The sequence below is a fragment of the Litoribrevibacter albus genome, from assembly GCF_030159995.1.
In the GTDB taxonomy this organism is placed as follows: domain Bacteria; phylum Pseudomonadota; class Gammaproteobacteria; order Pseudomonadales; family Litoribrevibacteraceae; genus Litoribrevibacter; species Litoribrevibacter albus.
The window spans coordinates 212,840-235,673 of the sequence record NZ_BSNM01000002.1 but is presented as its reverse complement, the minus strand read 5'-3'; the positions used below and the strand labels follow the sequence as shown (position 1 = coordinate 235,673).

The following is a 22,834-nucleotide window of genomic DNA, read 5'->3' as shown; positions in this document are numbered from 1 at the left end:
TCACTACCACCTTTACATTTAAAACCAGCTCATGGCCGAACTACGATCATACAAGGCGCCAGCAACAACTTTACCACCATAATCAACCCCCTTAGCTACAGCATAACCAGCCACTATACCTGCACCAATCACAAATACCCATCCAACAGGAGTAGCAGCTAAAAATACTCCCATAGCAGCTGTAGCGACATGGGCACCAACGTATGCTCCAGCAGCTGTTCCCAACCCAAAGCCTACACTTTCCGTCACCAAGGTACGTTGCCAATCCTTTCCAGTTTGGTAATCCTTATAAACATTACTCACACGAAGGCCTGCATCCAAAATAATCATCGACTTTCCTCCGACATTCGCAACCTTCTCAAACTTTCTAATTAAGTTAAACTCGTTCATCGAAGACAACGTGATTGGCTTACTGGTTCTGGCGCCCTTGGCCTGATTAATCCCACGCTCCGCGTTGGTCCAAACGTTACCGCGTTTACCGGCTTTGCCCATGTATTTGTTAATTTCGGCCTGGAACCTTGCATTAAACTCTTTGTGAAGCAGTCTAGCCTTTTGCTCCAACTTGGTCAGTTCCATTTTAGGTACCTTAGCAATATGGGCCGCTCGTACTTGCTCCAACGCTTTTTGATATTTGAGTGCCGACTTAGCAAACTGACTCATACGGCTTTCCATGGCGGTTGCGGCTGCACCAGACACGCCTGGAAATTCATTAACAGCTATAGGCATGACCGTGTTCGTCATGTAGTTTTGAGTGTATTGCGCCAAAGGTTGAATTTCATTTTCATAAACTTCAGACAGCGCCAATAACATGTCCGTCCCGAAGTACTCATTCATTTCAGAAATGTTTCGTCTTTCAGAAGCAGACAAAGACTGAATCTTCTTAAACATCAGCGCTAAGTCTGGTCTCATTTGTTGCCAAGGTTGTTGATGCGCTCCGGTATTTGGACGAATAATGTAAGGAGTTCCCTTTTGGATAACCGGGCCGGAGATATGAGGATTATCCAATTTAAACTTCTCAGCCGATGGCTGGTCACCAGGAAAACATGGGGTTTGGGTAGTGCTGGACGCACTAAGGCATAGTTGAATTTGATCTGACATACCTGATCCTTTGGTAATGTTTGATTAGTCCGTTGGTGCGCAACTTTACCACTGAGAATCAGATAGACATAACGACAGAATGTGACCTAACTAACAAAAAATAAGAATGCTATCAATAACCTACCAAAAGAAGCGAATGACCTGGGAGATCTTCTAAATACCAGATACGAATTTAGACTCAGAGGCACTCACCATTGGCCATTCTTTAACTACAAGGTTCTGCGTTCTCTTAAGACGGCATCACCCTTGGCCCCATCCAGTTTAAGGTTTTCTCAGTTTGCTGGGTTGGCTTGTACTCTGCCGCGACATAACCATCGTAGGTACTGTCTTCAATGATTTGGAAGAACTGTTTCAAGGCCAAGCCACCGGTACCTGGCTCCCCTCGACCTGGCATATCAGCAAACTGAATATGACCGATCTGATCTGATCTGGTAGACAAGTCATGCCAAAGATTTTCGCCCATCATCGCCATATGATAGAGGTCATACTGTGCTTTCACATTCGGGTGATTCACACGAGACATTACAGACCATAGGTGCTCGGCACGATGCACCAGAAAACCAGGCATGTCTTTGGTGTTGATGGCTTCAAACGTGGTGAGAATTTTATGCTCCGCCAAAGCATCCGCAGTACGCGATAAGTTCCATTCAAAGGTCTGCCAATATTTGGATTCTTGTTCTGCAGTTAAGCAACGTCCTGCAAGTACATTTACCGCCTTCACATTTAAAGCCGTAGCGTATTCAATGCATTGAGCCAAGGCCTGTGAGTATTCTTCTGTTAATTCCGGGACCGAAGCCAAACCCTCTCCGCCTGTCATCAAATCACCGGCAGGTACATTGATTAATACCACTTCAACCTGAGCTACATTTTTGGCTTTCACCAACTCATCAATACTTGCTTCATAAGGAAACTGGATTTCCACTGCATCAAACCCACAGGCACGAGCTTTGGCAAAACGCTCCAGTAAAGGAACCTCAGTAAACATTAGGGATAAATTTGCACACAATTTCATGATCTGGTTACCTTTTCGACCTTATGTTGATTTGACGATGGGTTAGATGGATTCCGCACGATATTAATTCTTCGAAATGTATTGTTCGATCAAGGTACATGGGTCCTGATCCATATTGCCTTTACTGCCGTGCATACGCATTAATTCAGCGCCCAATCCAGCCATAGGAATCGAGGACTGGAGTGTTTTAGCCAAATGATTAGCCATGTCCAAATCCTTCAACAAGGTTTTAACGTGCCATTTCACCTCATCAAAATCTCTGGTTGCCATTCTCGGCCCCGTTAACTGAAGAGGAATCGAATCAGCAAAACCACCTTTCAAGGCCTGCGGAATCTGAGAGGAATCCACCCCGGCTTTCTCGGCCATCGCCATTACCTCAGCCATCACCAGTACGTTACAGCTCACGATCATCTGATTGCAGATTTTAGTGACCTGACCGCTTCCTACAGGCCCCATACGTGTAACTCGCTGCGACAGCGGTTCCAGAATTGGCGTCACCTGCTCAATTACACTTTCTTCGCCACCACACATAATGGCTAACGTGCCTTGTTCTGCCCCAGCTACACCACCTGAAACAGGGCTATCTACCCACTCAATTCCGGTACGATGTTTAAGTGTTTGTGCCATCTCGCGAGTTTGTTCAGGGTCGATACTGGAGAAATCGATTAGGAGGCGGGTTTTTGCGCTGGTATTGCCTTCAACGGCATCCACCACGCCCCCCTCACCAAAGACCACCGATCGAACTGCATCAGTATCAGATACACACAGCATGATCACATCGGAAGCTTCCACCAGCTCCACAATCGAAGATTTAGCGATCGCCCCAGCATCAACCACAGCAGCTAATTTATCCACCGAACGGTTCCAAACATTCACTGGGAAGCCTGCGGCCAATAACCGTTTGGTCATTGGGTTGCCCATTAAACCAATGCCAATAAATCCAAGAACGGGGGATTGCTGAGACATATTTCTTACCTGTATCTGTTAATCAAAAAACTGTGCAGTCTTCGCGCCCAGATCGATCAAAAAGTGATCTAAATCATTAAAGCGTAATTTGAGAGCCGTATATTAAAAGAGCCTACCTAAAGGGGAAAGCGAAACTAAAAATAAAGATAACACCAAGGTAATTTAACTAAGGAAAGTAGGTATGTCGAAAATACGTGTAGGTCAAAAAGCCTCAGTTACCCGAAAATTTACAGAGCATGACGTTGGAACATTTTCTGAATTATCTCTCGATTTTAACCCTGTACATCTTGATCCCAAGTACGCGGAGCAATCCATGTTTGGTCAACGTATTGTGCACGGCATGCTCGTTTCGAGTTTATTCTCCGGATTACTAGGTAAACATCTCCCGGGCGAAGGCACAATTTATTTAGGGCAAGATCTGAAATTTACAAAGCCGGTGTACCTAGATCAGGAAGTCACTGCAACTGTCGAAGTCACGGAGGTTCGTGACGATAAACCAATCATTACGTTATCCACAACCTGTATAAACGATGAAGGCGACGTTGTGATTACTGGCGAAGCGGTAGTGCTGTATAAAGGCTGATTCAGTAAGAATCCGCTTGGAAGCATGAGCTACACAACAAATACCCGCGCTTGAACGTATAAAAGAACAAACTAAAAAAGGCCCACAATGGGCCTTTTTTAGTTACGTTTATTTTTGTGCTTTGGAAAGCTGACTTACGTTAATTATTCACACCCAGCGTGCGCTTCACATAGGTACCAGGAGCATCACACAGTAGCTCAAACTTACCTTCTTCCGGAGAACGTGCCTCAACCTGCTTCCCTTTATTTGGCGCTAGCCATTCATCCCAATGAGTCCACCAGCTACCTGAATGTTGCTCTGACAAATCAAGCCACTCATCCGCTGAGTCACACAGAGTTTCGTTGGTCCAGTAGGAATATTTTTTCTTGGCTGGAGGATTTACAATCCCCGCAATATGACCTGATTCACCCAGCACAAAGGTGCTGTTATTACGGCAAATCTTGGCACCTTCATAGGTTATTCGCCAACGGGCAATATGGTCCTGATGAGTAGAAATAAAATAAAGCGGTGTCGTGATTTTCGACAGATCAATCTTAGTGCCATTGACACTGTAGGCTCCAGGTTTGACCAACTGATTTTCCAGATAGAAACGTCTCAACATATCGTTATGACATGCCGCCGTTATGTTGGTACTGTCTGAATTCCAATACAGCAAATCAAAGGGAACAGGCGACTCACCTTTCAAATAGTTCTGTACAAAATAGTTCCAATACAAGGAGTTTTCACGGAGCAGGCTAAAGGAAACGGCCATCACCCGACCATCAAAATACCCTTTGTGGTTATTCTGATCCTCAATCGCCTTCACGGTATGCTCATCGACGAACACCCCTATATCCCCCGGATCAGAGAAGTCGGTCAAGGTTGTAAACAAGGTGGCACTTTTTACTCGTGACTTCATACGACGAGCAGCCATATAGGCTAAAGAGGTCATCAATAGAGTTCCACCGATGCAGTAACCCACTGCGTTGACCTCACGAACGCCAGTCTGCTCTTCAACCGCCTCAAGCGCTTTTAGCACGCCTTCTGTTACGTATCGGTCAAAGCCCAAATTTCGATGTTCCTCAGTTGGATTCACCCAGGACACCATGAATACGGTATTACCTTGCTCCACTGCCCATCGAACGAAAGAATTCTTGGCCGACAAATCAAGGATGTAATATTTATTCACGAAAGGAGGAATGATCACCAAGGGTCTTTCAGCCACTTTTTCAGTCGTTGGCGTATATTGAATCAGCTCAAACAGCTCGCTTCGATAAACGACTTTACCCGGCGTCGTAGCAATGTTGGTTCCTAATTCAAAGGCTTGATCATCAGTCATTGAGATCTTCAAGGCATCGGCACTTTTCTCAAGATCCTGTACAAAACGCTCAAGACCACTGAGTAGATTTTTACCGCGAGATTTCACGGTTAACTGCACCAGCTCTGGATTGGTTAGCAAATAATTCGAGGGTGACATTGCATTTACAAGCTGACGTACAAAAAACTCAGCACGCGTTCTCGCATGGTCATCTAACCCAGGAATGTTGTGAATGCTGTCCAGCCAGGCTTGTCCGGTGACCAGATACATCTGCTTGACGAAGTTAAACCAGGTATTAGCCGACCAGTCAGGATGAGCAAAGCGCATGTCGCCTTTTTCTGGTTCAACCACAGAATCAACCTCTCGTCCCATCAACTGAAAAAGAGATTGTTTCATCACTCGAAAGTAGTTTTTCCCTACACCAACCGACTGTTTAGTCATGGCCCAAGGGTGTTTGATGCACTCCTGTACATAGCGTGCATAAGCATCTGCTGCGTCGGTAGCTACCGCCTGCATACTGCTATGGTCTGCATTCATTTTCGATGCAAAAGAGGTAAAAGCCCGTTGACTGTCTTCAAAGGCCTTTAGCGACATTTTCCAATAAGGATTTTCAAAAGGGTTCATGGTATCCATCTGACACACCAGTCGGTCTCGCCGAACGTAGATTGAATCACTCAGAGATTTAACATTCAGAAATTCAATAATTCTGAAATTCAATCAAGTCACTTAATTCAGAAAATACACAACACAATGCTGTCTTAGAGTCAGGTTTTTCGACCCGCCACAAAACAAGCTGTCATATATACTATGACAACCAAATATGTATTTTACTGAGTGGAAGCATCGTGCAGGCCGGAACAGGGCCTACACGACGAGCAATTAAGCGGAAGCTTTTGCCGATGGCTTAGGAGCCGCTTTGGCTGGAGCTTTCTTCTCTGCTTGCTCTTCTTCCGCAGGGTTCATGATGGCTTCGAGATCTTGACGAAATTTAATGCCAGCATCAGCCATTGCTTTCAGGTCAGACATGACTTGTTCGTTAAGTGCTTCGAAGGTACCAATTTGCTTTTGAAAGAAGTTTTGAAGTGACTCCATATCACGAATCTCTGAAGCCGCCTTCACTTGTTCCATTGTCATCTCAGAGTAGCGCTGAGTTGCTGACATTTGTGCATGGAACAGATCCTGGATCGATGCGCTCATCAATTCATTAAATTTCATGATAGGTGCAAAGTTCTCTTTGGTTTTTTCAGAAAAGTCTTTAAAAAAGTCAGTTGTCATGTTGTATTCCTCCATGTCTAAATATTCTTATTCTGTTAGGTCAACCAATACTTCCTACACTAGTTTTATGACCATTTAGCTACAACAAAAACAGTATATTAATTAACCAAAATTAAATTGATTAAGATCAACAGATAGTAACTGCTTTATGCATACAGTAGTGAAAACAATTAACAAAGATTAAACAGGGGATGACAATGACTAATGCAACTTACAGTGATGTAGCCGCATGTGTTGATGACGTAATCAAACAACTAGATAAGAACATAGTACTAGGCATTCCTCTCGGAATCGGAAAGCCAACACAATTCATTAACGAGCTGTATCGTAGAGCCAAGGAAGATGCGAGCATTTCTTTACGCATTATTACGGCACTGTCATTGGAGCGACCAAAACCTGCCCCTGGCTTAGAGTCTAAATTCCTGGAACCTGTCTTCAATCGTCTGTTCGACGGGTATGTCGCCCCTGAATATGTTCAAGATCTGAAGAAGCAACAGATTCCTGACAACATTCAACTGTGCGAATTTTTCTTTAAATCAGGCAGCATGATGGGCAACGACTATGCCCAGCAGCATTACATTTCAAGTAACTATACCCACGTTGCCAGGGACATGATTGATCAAGGCGCAAACCTGCTTGCTCAGCAAGTTTGTCGTGGCGAATACGAAGGCCAATCTTATCTTTCGTTGAGCAGTAATACCGACGTTACGGTCGATCTACTGCCTCTGATAGAAGAAGAGCGCAAGAAAGGAAAAACCATCAAAATCGTTGCGCAAATTAATCAGAAAATGCCGTTCATGCTTAACGATGCACTAGTGTCCGAAGACGATTTCGACATGGTGATTGATAACCCAGAGTACTACACCACTCTGTTTGCGCCACCTAATATGCCGGTAACCCCGGTTGATTTTGCCATTGGTATGCACGCGAGTGCCTTGGTCAAAGACGGTGGCACACTCCAAATCGGTATCGGTTCACTAGGTGATGCCATTGTGTATGCTTGCCAACTGAAAGACGAACACAACGCCACCTACAACGAAGCGTTAGATGCACTTGGCCGGGAAAAGTATCAACAGCTCATCGACAAGATTGGTGACACCACACCCTTTAAAGAAGGGCTGTATGGTTCCAGCGAAATGTTCGTAAATGGATTCCTGCACCTAATCAAAAAAGGCATTGTTAAGCGCAAGGTTTACGAAGATCTGCATATCCAACGTCTGATCAATGAAGGAAAAATCCAAGAAACGCTCACACCGAACTGCCTGGATGAATTAATTAAAGCCGGTTTCTTCGGAGACTTATTCCACGAAGAACAGGTACTAAAAGCCAAACACTTTGGCATCTTCAATGAGCGAGTCAGCTGGAAACACGGTCAGATCTATCTGGACAACCGTACCCTAGGCAATGACCCGCATGAACATGAAATCGTTGAGAAGCTAAAACACAGTGGCATCGGCCAGAAGTTAAAACACGGCATCATCATGCACGGTGGTTTCTTCCTTGGCCCACAAGATTTCTACGATGCCTTGCATAAGATGTCCATTGAAGAACTTGAAGCCATTTGCATGACCAGCGTAGGCCATGTAAATCAACTGCTCATTAATGAAGATTTAGTGATTGCACAACGTAAAGAAGCCCGCTTCATCAACACCGGATTAATGGCCACACTGAACGGTGCCGTTGTTTCAGACGGTCTGGACAACGGTAAGATTGTCAGTGGCGTGGGCGGTCAATACAACTTTGTGTCTATGGCCCATGCGCTGCCATGTGCTCGATCCATTCTTCTAATTCGCAGTACCCGTGAAAGCAAAGGAGAAGTGTCTTCTAATGTTGTTTGGAACTATGGTCACACCACAATTCCTCGTCATTTGAGAGACATCGTAATCACTGAATATGGTGTGGCTGACTTACGAGGAAAAACCGATTGTGACGTCATGAAGGCCATGCTGAATGTAACCGATTCACGCTTCCAGCAGGAATTACTCGAGCAAGCTAAGCAGAACGGAAAAATTGAGCAGAGCTATGAAATTCCTGAAGCCTTCCGCAACAACTTGCCAGAGGCTGTCAGCAATACCATTGAGCGATTCCGTCAACAAGACCTGTTCCCTGCATTCCCGTTGGGTACAGATTTCACTGATCAGGAGCTGCAAATTGGCGCCTGTTTGAAACAGTTAAAAGCCTTACAAACACACAAGGTGGATCTGTTGAAAACCTTGTTCAGAGCATTCACTCATCATCACCAGGAAGAGTCTGTTCAACCATTCCTTGAGCGCATGTCGATGACCGATGCAAAAACTCAAAAAGAGAAGATTGAACAGAAGCTGCTTATCCATCAATTGCATGAGTTGGGGGTTATAGCCTAACCCCGGCTATAACCTTATTTTTTCAAACCTTTAATTTTAAAAACCCAATAGTCTAATAGGTACTTGCATCTATCCAGGGAGAAGCGAATAATACTTAACCAATTGTTAGTGATAATTTGCTCATTAAAATAATCAAAAAAGACTCCTCTGGATGGAATGCAAGCTATCAAAAGAGCAGGAAGGCTCTATTTCTAAGCCCAACCTATGGCACATGGCTGTCTACGCTGTGTATGTTGCCACGGGATTTTTAGGCATTGCTTTTGTGAGCTTTCCACCAGGTCACATCAGTGTGGTGTGGCTGCCGTCTGGCATCGCCTTTCTTGCTATATTACTTCTCGGCCCCCTAGCAACCCTGCCTGTTTTTTTAGGGTCGCTGACGATTAAGCTCCCCTACCTTTATGACGATGATCGAGCACTGCTGTCACTATCAGTACTCACCTTGGTTGCAGCAATAGAAACGCTTCAGGGGTGGATTGCCCACAAGTTCTGGAACAGCCACTTTCAAGAACGCGGCATTTCTTCTGGCGCCGATGTTCTGACATTTTTCCTACGGGTTGCATTTGCTTCCTGCGCCTTTACCGTCTGGCTGATTGTTTTGCTGTTTATTGCAACCGGTTACCTACAGAATGATTTAAATGTTCTTCAGAACTGGGCTGAAAATACCGTCGTTATTACCATGGCACACACCTTGGGTATCTTTTTGGTGGTAGCTCTGTATCAGAGCTACTGGCTGGTAAAACAAGACCCGTGGACACTCAAAGAAATCAAAATTGGTCTGGCAACACTTGCTTGCCTGCTGACGGTGTGTGCGATTTCGTTTTCCTACACCGAACTCAGCTTGTATTTATTGCTTCCGATCTTCCTCATTTTAATCATTCACACGGGGTATGCGGGTTCAAGCATCGGACTCACCCTGGTCAGTTTCTGGACCATCATTGCCACAGCAAACGGAAACGGCCCGTTTGTGGCAGACGACAACTACATCAGCATGATTCATATCATGATCTTTGTTTTGTGTATGGGGCTCACCATGCAGTTCTCAGCACTGACACTGGATAACCTGAATGCCAACAAGCGCCACATGGCCAAGACCATTCAGAGACGCACCGAGGAATTAGAAAAGAAAAACCGCCAACTGCTCGAACTGGCGTCCACCGACCACCTAACGGGCCTTTGTAATCGCCGAAGTTTTGAGAAAATTGCCAATAAAGAGCTGGAGCGAGCACAACGTTATCAAACCCCGCTTTCCATTCTTGCGTTGGATTTAGACTTCTTTAAGACAATTAACGATAGCTACGGTCATCCATTTGGCGATGAAGTTTTAAAAGCGTTTACCGATGTCTGCCTCGACTGCCTTCGGAAAACAGATTTAATGGCCAGATTGGGCGGAGAAGAGTTTGTGGTCCTGCTGCCAGAAACCACAGAGTATCTGGCCACAAATGTCGGTGAAAAACTTCGACTGGCCATTTCAGAAATTCGCCTGACCACCAATGAAGGTATTGACGTATCTATTACCTGCTCCATTGGCGTGACCACCGCTACGATGCAAGATGACAACATTGCCAGCTTGTTACACCGGGCCGATGAAGCCCTCTACGATGCTAAGAAATTTGGCAGAAATAAAGTTTGCACTTACAAGCGTTTGCAGGAAGCAGGGTTCGATTTGCCCCAATAAAATGCAAAACCCTAAGAAAATTACCATCTTAGGACACTTTTCCCATTAAAGTGTCACCTTCTATACTTCACTTTGGTTGAACACCTGAAACTTAAAAACAAACCGCTCAAGACCCGTTGCACTGCACATTGAGCTGTGTAATGATTCGTCGTCGCTTGATCTTGATAGGAGTATTCAGTGAGGAATAAAAAAGCGCTAATCCGAAAGCTAAAACAGGAAATGGCTAATGCGGAAACTTATGATGAATGGCAGAACGCCGCGCTTTCACTGGATCACCTGGAAGGAAACGATGAATGGAAACGCATCGACAAGTCTTCCCTCTATGATTACACCCTGATATCCCGTCGTTTAGAACAGCTGAGATTGTGCCATCGCACCAACGATATGGCTCAGCTTACTCGTGCCCTTCGTGAAGGTTTGCACCACGACTTGGGTAACATGGGTAACCACAAGCTGTATGAAAAAAGTCACATCGGCACTAAAAAGCTGATTGAAGATTATGTGAGCCAGGTGTGTTATTCACTGGACTTCCTCTGTGATAACGACATCGACGCGCTGCCTCTGGACAAAAAACTGGGCTTCTTTGAAGATACCTCGTTGAGCTTTGGTCGCCCTTCATTGTTATTAAGTGGTGGGGCAACCCTTGGCTTGTTTCACCTTGGTGTTGTGAAAGCCTTGTGGGAACACAATTTATTACCACAGGTGATTGCCGGCTCCTCAGTAGGCTCCATCATTGCTGGTATCATCGGTACTCGTACCGACGACGAACTCTCCGAATTACTGGATAGAGACGATCACGATCTTCAAGCATGGAAATACCTCGGACTAAAAGGCTTATTGCTCGGACGTGGTATTTACGACGCGAAAAACCTGGAACAATGCATCCGTAAAAACGTGGGCGATTACACTTTCCAGGAAGCTTACGAACACAGCGGACGCAGTATCAACATTTCTGTATCACCGGCGGCATCCAAGAACCAAAAGACCCGTTTATTGTGTGGTTACACCTCTCCATATGTAACCATTTGGAGCGCGTCACTGGCGTCTTGTTCAATTCCGGGAATCTTCCCACCCGCAACCCTGATTCAAAAGAATGCCAACAATGCACTCAGCCCGTATCTGCCACTGCACAGATGGGTAGATGGCTCGGTGAAAAGTGACTTACCGATCGAACGTTTAACGCACTTGTACGACGTGAACTATCACGTGGTGAGTCAGACGAACCCACACATTGTGCCCTTCATTCCTGAAGGTGGACATCCACCTGATCCGTCATGGAGCAACCTGCCTTGGCGTATGATCAAATCCGAACTGGAATACCACGGTAAGGGCGTGTTCGACTTCCTGCGTAAAAAAGCGCCGACAGAATTACTGAGACAAACAGCCGGTCATGCGTATACCGTCATGGCGCAACGTTACTACGGTGACGTAACCATCGCGCCATCCTATAAGTTGTCCGATTACATGATGATCACTAAAAACCCAACGCAAGAAATGCTAAGGCAATTCATGATCGACGGGCAACGAGCAACCTGGCCTCAAATCAGTATGATCAAAGCTCACTCACAAATCAGTCAGACACTGGAGCAATGCATCAAACGTACGAAGCGTCGATTGAAGCTTAAAATCTTTAGCTAAACAGTCATTAGCTGAATCAACATGCCGGACGAGAGAGTTCACCTTATGTCCGGCATTCCTCATTAGCGGCCTTTTTGTATCTAACACCTTAGGTCCAGCATCCAATCGTTTTAGCTCCCCTTCTCCCGTTTCACTTGTTAACAATTTCTGACAAGAGGCTTCCGTTTTTTACACTTCTAATTGATAGAGGTGTCTATACTGGGGAAATGGATGCCATAATAATTACAGAAGATCATTCACTTTCTCATCAGATTAAACTCTGGTGCGAGCCTAACTGTGTCTCGCTTGAGCAGTTTTCCACGTCTTCTTTTTCATCCAATGAAATTACCTGCGAGTGTTTAGCCAAACGCGAACCTGACCTCATTATCGTTGATCTCAGGGACAGCTTCCTTCAAACCAGTGGTGATGAATTAGCTAATATCCGAACATTGGTGGCAAGTGAAAGTCCGCATTTATACATGCTCTACATCATTGACGAAGTGGACCCGGAGTATTGGCTAAATGCTCATGAATACGACTATCGTGTCGTTATGCCAGCCCCCATCGGTAAGCTGGAAGCGAAGCTCAACAGCATCCTTACCAACTATCGGGTCATGCACGAACTGAAGTCACAAGTGCTGCTAATGGAAACCCTGTTTGATCGCTCTCGTGACGGCATTGCTATTTCAGATAAAAACGGCAATTTATTAATTACCAACCATCAACTCAACTCCTTATTCGGCTATAAGAATCACGGCCTCGACGGCAAGAACGTTTCCGAATTACTTCCCAAACCCTATAACGAGCACTTTCGCCAATACTTATCGAAATTCAGCTCCACCATCGAGGAATACAAACAAGGACACAAGTTTGTTGAAGAAGGAGAGGGTTTGGATATCCACGGAAAAATTATCCCAGTGGAACTCTCCATTACCGAATTGCCTGGTCTCAATGAAATGCGTTACCTTGCCGTAATTCGGGATATTCGACAAAAATCTGCAGATAAACGAGCCTTATCCAAAGCCTCGCAATACGATGCTTTGACCCAATTACCAGGCAGAGAACTTCTGATCAATCGACTGACGAAGCGCATCAATCAATGGGACATCAACAAGATCAGCCAATCGCCTTATCTGCTGCTCATCGACATTAACCGCTTTAAGACATTCAATGAATCGTTAGGTCATAAAGTGGGAGATCAACTTCTCATTAATCTGATACGACGTATTCGCTTTAACTTATCCGAACAAGACACCCTGTACCGGGTAGCCAGTGATGAGTTTGCAATCGTTTTGAAACCCGGCATAACCGAAAATGATATAGATTGCCTGACCGGGCAAATCCTGGATGATCTGGCAAAACCTTTCTTTATGGGCACGTTAGAACTCTATATGACGGTATGTTTCGGCGTTGCAAAAGCAAACCAAGATACCGACAGCGCAGAAAGTTTGTTGCAGTGTGCCAATCAGGCCCTACTTCAGGCAAAACAAAGTAATACTCCAATCAGCTATTACCGAGCCAAAGAAAACACCTCAAGCACCTATCGCCTGGAGTTGGAATCATCCTTATTCAAGGCTCTAGACAATGAGGACTTTGAGCTCTACTACCAGCCGCAAGTGTGTGTAAGAAACGGCCACATTTCTGGAGCAGAAGCCTTGCTACGCTGGAGCGACGCCAAGCATGGCGCCATTTCTCCGATGGAGTTTATCCCTATTCTGGAAGATACCGGCCTGATTGACAGAGTGGGTAGCTGGGTAATTGAGAAAGCCTGTGCCTTTTGGAAATTCTGGCAAGATGAGGGTTTGATTCAACCGGAGCAGAAACTGTCCGTTAACGTCTCGCCTTATCAATTCAGAAACACCGGTCTGCTGGTCTCAGTGAAATCAGCCCTTGAGGAAAGCGGCTTATCTCCAAATGACCTTATTCTTGAGATCACTGAAAGTACCTTACTGGCTGACGATGAAAATAACCTCGCCATCTTAAACAGCCTCAAAAGCCTTGGCGTTACCATTGCGTTGGATGATTTTGGTACCGGCTTTTCTTCATTAAGTTACCTCACTCGTTTCCCCATCGACTATTTAAAGGTGGATCGTTCCTTCCTGATGAACATCATGGACTCCACTAATGACGCTCATTTGGTGACGGCCATTATCAATATGGCTCAAAGCCTGGAAATGAAAGTTATTGCTGAAGGCGTAGACAGCATTGAGAAACTGAACTTCCTCAAACTAAAAGGCTGTGATAATTACCAAGGTTTCTATTTCTCCCGCCCCGTCTCCGGTAATGAGTTCATACGACTGATTAATCACATCAGTCACATGGAAGCCTGTTAGCCCTGCTTGATATCTTTGATCCTCTCTCCCCTTGATACCCTCTGCCCTGACAGCCTCAGCCCTCGATAACTTTGATACCCGCGATTCAACCGTCTGACCCCTATTATGTAATGACGCCGATCGTTTGCCGTAAAACACACACGTTGTCACGAAACCGACCGATTGTTAGGCTCCCTGGTTCACATTATTCACCCCACCAACTGCTATAATTCGGAAAACGACTTTTTGGGAGCATTTATGAGTACAGATACCATTATTGGCTTGGTCATTGTGGTGGGTGTGTTTCTGTTGGTTGTCTCGATGTACAACCAACTGGTCACTTTAAGAAATCGGTTCAAAAACAGCTTTGCTCAGATTGATGTTCAATTGCAGCGCCGCTATGAATTAATCCCCAACTTGGTGGAGTCCTCCAAAGCCTATATGAGTCACGAGCGGGAAACGCTGGCACAGGTGATGGAAGCAAGAAATCAGGCATCTTCTGCCAGTAAGCAAGCGGCTGCACACCCTGAAGACGCCTCGGCGTTGAAAGCCTTATCAAAAGCCGAAAGTCGCCTAACCTCTATGTTGGGGGGGTTTTATGCGGTGGCCGAAAATTATCCCGATCTAAAAGCAAATGAAACCATCTCTCAGTTGATGGAAGAACTCACGTCCACAGAAAACCGTGTGGCGTTTTCTCGCCAAGCCTTTAATGATGCGGTGATGAACTACAACACCTACCGGGAACAATTTCCTAGCAACCTGATTGCCGGCTTCTTCGGCTTTAAGTTTGCTGAGCTTCTGGAGATTGACGATCCTAAAAAACGTGAAGCCGTAAAAGTGAGCTTCAATTAATCTTCGGTTAGAACCTAACCCCCGCTCACTAACGTTTTCACGGCTGAATTTCGACGGTCCCACGGGCCGTCGAACGAGACTCTCTCATGGACTTTTTTGAACACCAGGCCAAAGCCAATCGATCAAGTAAATATCTCATTGTCGGTTACACACTGGCTTTGATTGTCCTCACTATTGGCTTCAATCTTGGTGGGCTTCTTGTTTGGGCCATTGCCACAGAACCCGCTGAACTGGCAAAAGCCTCAGAAAGTCACAGCTATTCAACCATACTTCATCACTGGCTGGACACCCGCTACAGCTGGCAAGTAACCGTTTCGGTAGTGTTGTTTGTGGGCATGGTGTCTCTGGCAAATTGGCTGACACTTCGACAAGGTGGCAGTAAAGTAGCGGAAATGATGGGCGGACGCCGCATCCCGGCAAACACCATGAATCGAGATGAGCGACGCCTGCTAAACGTGGTAGAAGAAATGGCATTGGCTTCCGGCTTACCAGTACCTGAAGTCTTCATTATGGATCGGGAACATGCCATCAACGCCTTTGCCGCTGGCTACTCACCGAACGAAGCGGCCATTTGTGTGACCCGGGGTTTAACCATCAGCCTCAACCGGGATGAGTTACAAGGGGTGATCGGCCATGAGTTCTCTCATATCCTCAATGGTGACATGAGACTCAATGTGAAAATGATGTCGATTCTGTCTGGCTTGGTAGCGATGGGGCAGCTTGGGCGTTGGTTGGTCGATCTGGGGTTACGCGGCGGTCATGATGCCCGAGGCGGCATTGTGTTTCTCGCCCTTCCCGGTGTGCTTATCTGGATCTTGGGCAGTTTAGGGGTGCTATGCAGCCGAATTATCAAAGCAGCATTGTCACGTCAGCGCGAATTCATGGCTGATGCCTCTGCCGTGCAGTTCACTCGCCAAACCCAAGGCATTGCCTCTGCGTTATATAAGATCCACACGCACCATCACCAGTCTATACTGACCACGCGGCATGCAGAAAACCTCAGTCACATGTGTATTGCCAAAACCTTATCGCTTCGATTTTCCACCTGGTTAGACACCCACCCGCCAATTGAAGAACGTATAACGCGTCTGGATGCACAGTTTCTCACCAAAGCCAAAATCCAACGCGCTCAGGAACGACAACAAACACTTCAGACGTCTGACGCACCTGCTGAGTCTTCAGGTTCTACTTCCTCCTCAGTTACTTTATCAACAGCCACCTCGCCGGCCTTGAGTGAAGTAACTTCCGGTCTGGCTGCAGACACTCGTGCAAGTGCAGACTTGTATGGTATAGAACTTCAACAGGAAGAAATGATTGAGTTCACCTCACCCTTCCAGCAAGCCAATGTAGATCAGGCGATTGCCTCTATTGGTTTGAGTGACCAGCAAAGTATCACGGCAGCCCGAAGCTGCTTATCCAGTATTCCGAATGAATTAATCACGGGCCTTCATCAACCCGACTATGCCTCGTTATTGCTGTTGTTGATCTTAGCTCAAAACAACAGTCGCCCAGAGTCGGCCACCGCTTTACTGATAGAACAGGAAAGTTATCCACAATCATTGATCGACCATTACTTGCCAATGGTTCATGAAATGAAGGAACGCCCGGTCTACCCTTTATTGCAACTAGGGTTGGCTTCGTTGAAGTCTTTATCCGCTGAGGATAAGAAAGCGCTGTTGGTAACCGCTAAAAAAGTGATCATGTCGGATAAACAGATTCTGCCGCAAGAACTGTTCTTTTACCTGGTTCTGTTTCGACACCTTAATCCTAAGGCCAGCCGAAATCCCAGGGTGGAGTTTTCATCGTTTTCGCATCTTAAACCAGAGCTATCCACCCTGTTTGGATTTTTAAGTCAGTTCACAGAAGAAGCCCACCAGCTGGCAGCCTATCAACATGCAGTGCAGCAGTTTCAAATCAAAGAGACATCATTACCGAATATCAAAACAATTAGCCATCAAGCGCTCGCCAATGCCATCTTTCGAGTTGAACATCTGGCGCCGTTGCTAAAACGAAGTGTGTTGATGGCCGTAACCGATTTAATGCAGCACGACGATACCATGACTCACCAAGAGCTGGACTGGCTGCGAATGTTAGGCGATTGTTGGGATTGCCCAATACCGATGGCACTAGGCAAATAAGATCATAGGTTGAAAAGCACTTGGTTAACTACGCCGTAAACTGCTCGACCGAACGATGATTCATGATTTGCTCTAATACTTCGATCACCTGCTCGGCACTGTCGAAGTCGATCCCAAAGCGATATTGCACACCATTAATCATGGCACAGTGAATATTTGATAACGGCTGATCGACACACATCACCTCAACCTTCATGCCCATTCTGACCATTGATTGAAGTAGATCTGACAATTGTGGGTGATCGTGAACCAACCCTTTCATGCCGGAGGCCAGAACAAGACTGCATCGCTTGACCAGATTCGGCCAAACTAAACCTTCTTGTTCGATTTCTGAAAAGTGGATGACCTCAATGTCTTGTTCACACAGTGTCTTATGCACTAGTGAATCTGGAATAAAATCTAAAAAAAGAACTGTTTTCATGAATTCCGCTACCCTGCTGATAGAGATACTATCGGCAGGATAAAGAATCTGTTTAGTGTTGAAATAGAAATTCATTGAAGTTTGGAATGTCTCACAACAAATTAGGACATATTCCAGAAAATCACAAAGAAATAATTACACAGAAATCACCGTATTGCAGAGCAATACATCAGCTCGCACTACAGATAGGTGACTAATAGATTTGATAGATTGACTTGCTAGATTGGCTTGCCAGATTGAAAGCAAAAAGCCGGCTCGATTAAGCCGGTACAATCACATAGTGGTAGATAGCCAAGAAATGACAGACACTGCCACCTATCACAAACAAGTGCCAGATCGCGTGACTGAAAGGCACTTTCGGCATCATGTAAAAAATCACACCGACGCTATAGACAATCCCACCCGCCATCAATAAAGAGAAGCCAGCGGGATCAATTGCCTCAATAAAATCTTTACCACAAAAGACGGCAATCCAGCCCATCATCAGATAGGTAGCCACTCGAAGAAGTTTGAATCGATGCCGGAAACACACCTTGAGAATAATGCCTACCGCAGCAATACCCCAGACCAGTCCGAACACCGTCCAACCAATGGTATCGCGCATATTCACCAGTAAAAATGGGGTATAGGAGCCGGCAATAAGGAGGTAAATCGCACAGTGATCCAGACTTTTGAGACGATCACGTTTGATAGGACAAAAAACTGAGTGATAGACCGTCGACGCCAAATACAATGTAAACAGGCTCAGTCCATAAACAAAGGCGCTGACAATGGCCCAGGTGTCTTGACCGGAAAAAGCAGCCAGGAGTAAGAAAACCAGCCCCACCAAGCTTGCAACAGCACCAGCTCCATGAGTAATTGCGCTCGCAATTTCTTCTTTTACTGAAATAAAGATGTCGTCTGCCTGAATATGATCCGGATACTGACCTGTCATGGTACGTTTACCTATGGAAGTAAGAAATCATCAGAGCCTGATAAAACGCTCGAAAGATAAGCTCAAATGGTACGTGAAAGCCCGGTTAATGGAAACCAAACAACCTGACTTCAACGCTATTCGGTAAACGTGGCGTTAAACGACGCTCGCTCCAAGAACGACTAATACAGCAGCAATACTTACCAAGAAAGGCACAGTTGATGTATTCACTGGTTTCATAATATCTTCCTCAAGTACTCACGTAGTGGATCTTTAATTCATGTTTTATGCCATCAGCCAAAACTACGTTAAAGATCCTAATTGATTATGGGAGTCATAATAGTTGAGTACTTTGATGCACTACTTGATCTGGCTCAGTGGATAAGATGTTTAAAGGCAATTGCCCAGAATTGGCTCTTTACTAGGAATCAGAGCCGTTATCCCACTTGGTCAACGCATTATCATCGGACTCTTTTGCATCCACCCAGTGACCTTCTCCATCCGCCGACTCTTTTTTCCAAAATGGTGCAGTGGTCTTTAAATGATCCATAATGAACCACGCAGCATTGAATGCATCTTCTCGGTGTCCCGACAACACCATGACTAACACAATCTGGTCGGCCGGTTGTAATTCACCTATACGATGAATGATTAATGCTTTGTTGATACGCCAACGTTCAGCTGCAATGTCGGCGGTCTCTCTAAGTGCCTTTTCGGTCATGCCCGGGTAATGCTCTAGGGTCATTGACTGCTGATTCGCTTGTGCAAACTCTCTCACACGCCCGACAAACATCACCTGAGCACCGTTTTCAACGTCCCCGTCAGTCCATTGGTTAGAAAGCGCACCCAAATCAAAATCTGCTTCTTGCACTGAGATTTCTATCTTGCAAGCATGACTCTTAGCTGAACCCGACACGAGCTACCCTCCCGTTACCGGTGGGAAGAAGGCAATTTCAGTGGCGTCTTTGACGGATGCATCGTAGCCGGCGTGTTCCTGATCAACGGCCACTAACACGCGCTTTCCAGATAACGCCGAAGCCCAAGGCTCACCACGCGCCATTAACCATTCTTTGAGTTGCCCTGTTGTCTCAACACCTTCAGGTAAGGTTACCTGCTCTTCCGACTGCCCAATGGCTTCCCTTAATCGGGCGAAATACACAACTTTCACACTCACAACGACTACCTAAACCTCAACCTGAGTAACTTTCAATTCAGACACCAATGATTGATTACAACCACTCTCTGAACGGAAGAATTTTGACTTTAGCACCTGCTTCAAGAGATCCCTGCTCACGATCCAGCACCATAAAGCAGTTAGATTCTGCGATCGATGACAAAACACCAGAGCTCTGACTATTGAATGGCGTTACCTTAAGTCTACCATCTTCGCCCATCACATAGTGAGCCCGCTGGAAGTCCATCCGACCAGGACGCTTGCGTACATCCTGAGTCACTCGCCCAGGCAAGAAAGCCAAAGGCTCCGCAGCCTGCCCTGAGAACTGTTGAATGGCCGGTCTTGCCAACAACATAAAGGTAACGATGGCCGACACCGGATTACCCGGTAGACCTAATAAGTAACCGGCTTTTTGAGTGTCGTCTTTACTCAAACGCCCACAAGCAAACGGCTTGCCTGGTTTAATGGCCACCTTCCAGAAATCAATATTCCCTAAGGCATCTAATACCGGCTTAACGTAATCCGCGTCCCCGACAGAGACACCACCCGTGGTAATCACAAAGTCTGCTTTTTCTGACGCTTCTTTAAAAACACGTTCAAACAAGGCCTGATCGTCTTTCAAGGTGCCATAATCAATAATCTCACAACCCAGCTTTTCCAACATTGGCAACAGGAAATAACGATTGCTGTTATAAATCGATCCCGCTGGTAACGGCTGACCAGGCTCAATCAATTCATCACCGGTCGAAATAACAGCAACAACCGGACGTCGGTAAACGCTCACCGTATTGATGCCCACCGATGCAATTAACCCAAGATGAGAAGCATCGATTCGAGTCCCCTTCGCTACGATGACACGACCTTCTTTGATGTCATTGCCTACCGGACGAATGTTTTCAGCCACTTTATGCGCTGAGACACCCTGCTCACTGGCTAATGAAATACTGTCACCGTCTCTGATAATCTCTTCCTGCATGATCACGGTATCCGCACCATCTGGTACTTCAGCCCCCGTCATGATACGCACCGCCTCACCCGGACCAACCGTCAAGGCCGATGCATCGCCTGCCAATCGGGTCGCGACCACCTGCCATTGTCCTTGTTCATTCGCTTCATTGAGACGTAACGCATAGCCGTCCATTGCAGAGTTATCTTTAGGCGGTACATTGTTAGGAGAGCAGATATCTTCGGCCAACACACGGCTAACCGCATCAAGTAAGCTAACGCTTTCTGTCGCGTTTGATGCTGTTGCAACGCTTCCCACATCATTCAATAACTGTGCTAATGCTTCGTCATACGGCCGCATAGATTGTCTCCTTGGTGCTTAAAAGTACGACTAGAAGTACTAACGACTAAAAGTACGACTAGAAGCACTAAACGGTGCTTAATTGAATTATCAGGGACTATACACCAAAGCCAGCCTCAATAAAGCGTAAATCCCATGTGCCTTGATCTAAGACAGATTCGAGAATTCGCCGAGGTATGGTAAGAAGGTAAAAAGAGCGCGGGTATCCCAACCAGTTTCCCATAGGGAAAAGAAACTGTGCGGATACCTGCGCTTAAATGACTCCGCAAAAAAGAGCCAGGAGACGAAGGTGAAAGGAAGCTTTAAATACTGTCTATGAGTCACACTATTTAACGAAGAGGGGCAATGAATCGACTCTCCGCCGTTTCTCTCTGAAGAGGATTCCCCTCTTCCCAGACCACAAATTCGATCGGCGTTGCCCGCTCCGACAACTGATCCAGTTTTACGGTCACTGACATAGGCAACTGACTGATTTCTCCGGGCGCTAATTCGAGAGTGGTAGTGCCTTCCAGCGAATCCACCGCCACACCTTCTACCGCCAGTTGATAGATCTTGGTTTCTTGGGTTTTGTTCATCACCCGAACGTTATAACTATTGATGATGTCACCACGGTAATTTTCTCGGAACAAGTTCGCGCCACGTCCGCGATCTACCTCTAAATCCACCGTCGATAAGGTCATCACTCCATAAACGAGAGCACCGAGCAGTACCGTCATTACTGCACTGTACCCCAGTAATCGGCCGTGAAATTTGGCCGGTTGTTTATGTTTGAGCGCAGTTTCGCTGGTATATCGAATCAGCCCACGCGCAAAGCCCAGCTTATCCATCACATTGTTACAGGCATCAATACACTTGCCGCAACTGATGCACTCGTACTGCAACCCCTGGCGAATATCGATACCGGTCGGGCAAACCTGAACACACAGAGTGCAATCCACACAATCTCCCGGTTTCTCCTCGGCACTTTGGACGTGTTTACGTTTGGCTGATCTTGGCTCACCACGCTCCACATCGTAGGACACCACCAAGGTATCTTTATCGAACATCACAGACTGGAATCGTGCATACGGGCACATATAAATACATACTTGCTCACGCAACCAGCCGGCATTCAGGTAAGTAAGTACTGACAAAATAAGCACCCAGCTCACCGCGCCCCAAGAGGCTTCAAAGGTGAATAGGTCCGATGCTAGCTCGCGAATCGGAGTAAAGTACCCGACAAAGGTTAATGCAGTGATAAAGGCAACCGCAGCCCACGATGCATGTTTGACTAACTTTAAGAAGACCTTGTGACTGGACAGACTTGCCTTATCTAACTTGCGTCGAGCATTTCGGTCGCCTTCAATCTTGTTTTCCAACCAGATGAACACCCAGGACCAAGTACTTTGTGGGCAGGCATAACCACACCACACTCGCCCAGCAAACGCCGTCACCGCAAACAAGCCAAAGGCACTGATCATTAAGGTAAAAGACAGTAAGAAAAGATCCTGAGGCCAGAGGGTCAGGCCGAAGATCAAAAATTGGCGATTAGTTAAATCCCACAGTACGGCCTGATGGCCATCCCACTGCAGCCAGGCACAGCCAAAGAAGGCGAGGAACCCCAGCCCCGCTACCAGCTTTCGCAGTTTACTGTGGAAACCATCCGTGGCTTTCACCTGAATTTTCTCCCGAGCGATGACATTATCGTCAGGATTGAAGTGGTGAACGTCCTTGTGATCCGGCTCAATTTGCACAAGTTCGATTTTGTTGGTCATCTTCGTCTCTCTCATCATTTTCTACTTCGAGCCACTGGCTCACACTAGAAAACGCAACAGACGTACCAACACAAAGAT

Annotated in this window: 18 protein-coding genes; 7 read left to right on the top strand and 11 right to left on the bottom strand. The window is 46.1% G+C overall.

Annotated elements, in window-relative coordinates:
* Positions 1–18: 18 nt before the first annotated feature.
* The 3 genes from QQL66_RS01175 to QQL66_RS01165 all read right to left on the bottom strand — a co-directional run bounded on the left by QQL66_RS01175 (position 19) and on the right by QQL66_RS01165 (position 3,076).
* Positions 19–1,098: a hypothetical protein gene (locus QQL66_RS01175; protein ID WP_284377780.1), complete on the bottom strand. Its 1,080-nt coding sequence runs from the start codon at positions 1,096–1,098 to the stop codon at positions 19–21.
* A 229-nt stretch (positions 1,099–1,327) separates the two neighbouring features.
* Positions 1,328–2,110, bottom strand: a complete 783-nt coding sequence (locus QQL66_RS01170) for a hydroxypyruvate isomerase family protein (protein ID WP_284377778.1) — start codon at positions 2,108–2,110, stop codon at positions 1,328–1,330.
* A gap of 63 nt (positions 2,111–2,173) precedes the next feature.
* Positions 2,174–3,076 (bottom strand): NAD(P)-dependent oxidoreductase, encoded by a 903-nt coding sequence (locus QQL66_RS01165; protein ID WP_284377775.1) that lies wholly within the window; start codon positions 3,074–3,076, stop codon positions 2,174–2,176.
* 181 nt (positions 3,077–3,257) lie between these two features.
* Between QQL66_RS01165 and QQL66_RS01160 the strand changes: the two genes are divergently transcribed.
* Entirely contained in the window at positions 3,258–3,659 is a 402-nt protein-coding gene (locus QQL66_RS01160; protein WP_284377773.1) for a MaoC family dehydratase, read from the top strand.
* 139 nt (positions 3,660–3,798) lie between these two features.
* Here QQL66_RS01160 and phaC read toward each other — a convergent pair whose 3' ends face one another.
* Together phaC and QQL66_RS01150 are read right to left on the bottom strand one after the other, a co-directional pair.
* Positions 3,799–5,589 carry a class I poly(R)-hydroxyalkanoic acid synthase gene (gene phaC, locus QQL66_RS01155; protein ID WP_284377771.1) on the bottom strand — a complete coding sequence of 597 codons (1,791 nt, stop codon included), beginning with the start codon at positions 5,587–5,589 and terminating at the stop codon, positions 3,799–3,801.
* 246 nt (positions 5,590–5,835) lie between these two features.
* A complete protein-coding gene (locus QQL66_RS01150; protein WP_284377769.1) occupies positions 5,836–6,231 on the bottom strand; it encodes a phasin family protein in 396 nt (131 codons plus the stop codon).
* A gap of 197 nt (positions 6,232–6,428) precedes the next feature.
* On the opposite strand from QQL66_RS01150, the gene QQL66_RS01145 reads away from it, so the two are divergent.
* From QQL66_RS01145 to QQL66_RS01120, 6 genes are all read left to right on the top strand, one after another.
* Positions 6,429–8,594: an acetyl-CoA hydrolase/transferase C-terminal domain-containing protein gene (locus tag QQL66_RS01145; RefSeq protein ID WP_284377767.1), complete on the top strand. Its 2,166-nt coding sequence runs from the start codon at positions 6,429–6,431 to the stop codon at positions 8,592–8,594.
* A 151-nt stretch (positions 8,595–8,745) separates the two neighbouring features.
* Positions 8,746–10,269, top strand: a complete 1,524-nt coding sequence (locus tag QQL66_RS01140; protein WP_284377766.1) for a sensor domain-containing diguanylate cyclase — start codon at positions 8,746–8,748, stop codon at positions 10,267–10,269.
* Positions 10,270–10,446: 177 nt separating this feature from the next.
* A complete protein-coding gene (locus QQL66_RS01135) occupies positions 10,447–11,907 on the top strand; it encodes a DUF3336 domain-containing protein (RefSeq protein ID WP_284377763.1) in 1,461 nt (486 codons plus the stop codon).
* A gap of 206 nt (positions 11,908–12,113) precedes the next feature.
* A complete protein-coding gene (locus QQL66_RS01130; RefSeq protein ID WP_284377761.1) occupies positions 12,114–14,219 on the top strand; it encodes a putative bifunctional diguanylate cyclase/phosphodiesterase in 2,106 nt (701 codons plus the stop codon).
* Between the two features lie 237 nt (positions 14,220–14,456).
* The gene (locus QQL66_RS01125) at positions 14,457–15,050 is read left to right on the top strand and encodes a LemA family protein (protein WP_284377760.1); all 594 of its coding nucleotides are present in this window, start codon (positions 14,457–14,459) and stop codon (positions 15,048–15,050) included.
* 86 nt (positions 15,051–15,136) lie between these two features.
* Positions 15,137–17,188, top strand: a complete 2,052-nt coding sequence (locus QQL66_RS01120; RefSeq protein ID WP_284377758.1) for a M48 family metallopeptidase — start codon at positions 15,137–15,139, stop codon at positions 17,186–17,188.
* Between the two features lie 28 nt (positions 17,189–17,216).
* Here QQL66_RS01120 and QQL66_RS01115 read toward each other — a convergent pair whose 3' ends face one another.
* The 6 genes from QQL66_RS01115 to ccoG all read right to left on the bottom strand — a co-directional run bounded on the left by QQL66_RS01115 (position 17,217) and on the right by ccoG (position 22,756).
* Complete coding sequence (locus tag QQL66_RS01115) at positions 17,217–17,609, bottom strand: hypothetical protein (RefSeq protein ID WP_284377757.1); 393 nt, start codon at positions 17,607–17,609, stop codon at positions 17,217–17,219.
* Between the two features lie 259 nt (positions 17,610–17,868).
* Positions 17,869–18,543: a PAQR family membrane homeostasis protein TrhA gene (gene trhA, locus QQL66_RS01110; protein ID WP_284377754.1), complete on the bottom strand. Its 675-nt coding sequence runs from the start codon at positions 18,541–18,543 to the stop codon at positions 17,869–17,871.
* 400 nt (positions 18,544–18,943) lie between these two features.
* Positions 18,944–19,438 carry a molybdenum cofactor biosynthesis protein MoaE gene (locus tag QQL66_RS01105; RefSeq protein ID WP_284377752.1) on the bottom strand — a complete coding sequence of 165 codons (495 nt, stop codon included), beginning with the start codon at positions 19,436–19,438 and terminating at the stop codon, positions 18,944–18,946.
* Positions 19,439–19,441: 3 nt separating this feature from the next.
* Positions 19,442–19,696, bottom strand: a complete 255-nt coding sequence (gene moaD / locus QQL66_RS01100; RefSeq protein WP_284377750.1) for a molybdopterin converting factor subunit 1 — start codon at positions 19,694–19,696, stop codon at positions 19,442–19,444.
* Between the two features lie 55 nt (positions 19,697–19,751).
* On the bottom strand, positions 19,752–21,002 hold the full coding sequence (gene moeA / locus QQL66_RS01095; protein WP_284377747.1) for a molybdopterin molybdotransferase MoeA: 1,251 nt from the start codon (positions 21,000–21,002) through the stop codon (positions 19,752–19,754).
* A gap of 329 nt (positions 21,003–21,331) precedes the next feature.
* Entirely contained in the window at positions 21,332–22,756 is a 1,425-nt protein-coding gene (ccoG, locus tag QQL66_RS01090) for a cytochrome c oxidase accessory protein CcoG (RefSeq protein ID WP_284377743.1), read from the bottom strand.
* Positions 22,757–22,834: the final 78 nt, after the last annotated feature.

Bases quoted from the DNA above. Each gene is read 5' to 3' on its own strand.
- QQL66_RS01175 (WP_284377780.1), bottom strand. From the start codon at position 1,098: ATGTCAGATCAAATTCAACTATGCCTTAGTGCGTCCAGCACTACCCAA.
- QQL66_RS01170 (WP_284377778.1), bottom strand. From the start codon at position 2,110: ATGAAATTGTGTGCAAATTTATCCCTAATGTTTACTGAGGTTCCTTTA.
- QQL66_RS01165 (WP_284377775.1), bottom strand. From the start codon at position 3,076: ATGTCTCAGCAATCCCCCGTTCTTGGATTTATTGGCATTGGTTTAATG.
- QQL66_RS01160 (WP_284377773.1), top strand. From the start codon at position 3,258: ATGTCGAAAATACGTGTAGGTCAAAAAGCCTCAGTTACCCGAAAATTT.
- phaC (WP_284377771.1), bottom strand. From the start codon at position 5,589: ATGGATACCATGAACCCTTTTGAAAATCCTTATTGGAAAATGTCGCTA.
- QQL66_RS01150 (WP_284377769.1), bottom strand. From the start codon at position 6,231: ATGACAACTGACTTTTTTAAAGACTTTTCTGAAAAAACCAAAGAGAAC.
- QQL66_RS01145 (WP_284377767.1), top strand. From the start codon at position 6,429: ATGACTAATGCAACTTACAGTGATGTAGCCGCATGTGTTGATGACGTA.
- QQL66_RS01140 (WP_284377766.1), top strand. From the start codon at position 8,746: ATGGAATGCAAGCTATCAAAAGAGCAGGAAGGCTCTATTTCTAAGCCC.
- QQL66_RS01130 (WP_284377761.1), top strand. From the start codon at position 12,114: ATGGATGCCATAATAATTACAGAAGATCATTCACTTTCTCATCAGATT.
- QQL66_RS01125 (WP_284377760.1), top strand. From the start codon at position 14,457: ATGAGTACAGATACCATTATTGGCTTGGTCATTGTGGTGGGTGTGTTT.
- QQL66_RS01120 (WP_284377758.1), top strand. From the start codon at position 15,137: ATGGACTTTTTTGAACACCAGGCCAAAGCCAATCGATCAAGTAAATAT.
- QQL66_RS01115 (WP_284377757.1), bottom strand. From the start codon at position 17,609: ATGAAAACAGTTCTTTTTTTAGATTTTATTCCAGATTCACTAGTGCAT.
- trhA (WP_284377754.1), bottom strand. From the start codon at position 18,543: ATGACAGGTCAGTATCCGGATCATATTCAGGCAGACGACATCTTTATT.
- moeA (WP_284377747.1), bottom strand. From the start codon at position 21,002: ATGCGGCCGTATGACGAAGCATTAGCACAGTTATTGAATGATGTGGGA.
- ccoG (WP_284377743.1), bottom strand. From the start codon at position 22,756: ATGACCAACAAAATCGAACTTGTGCAAATTGAGCCGGATCACAAGGAC.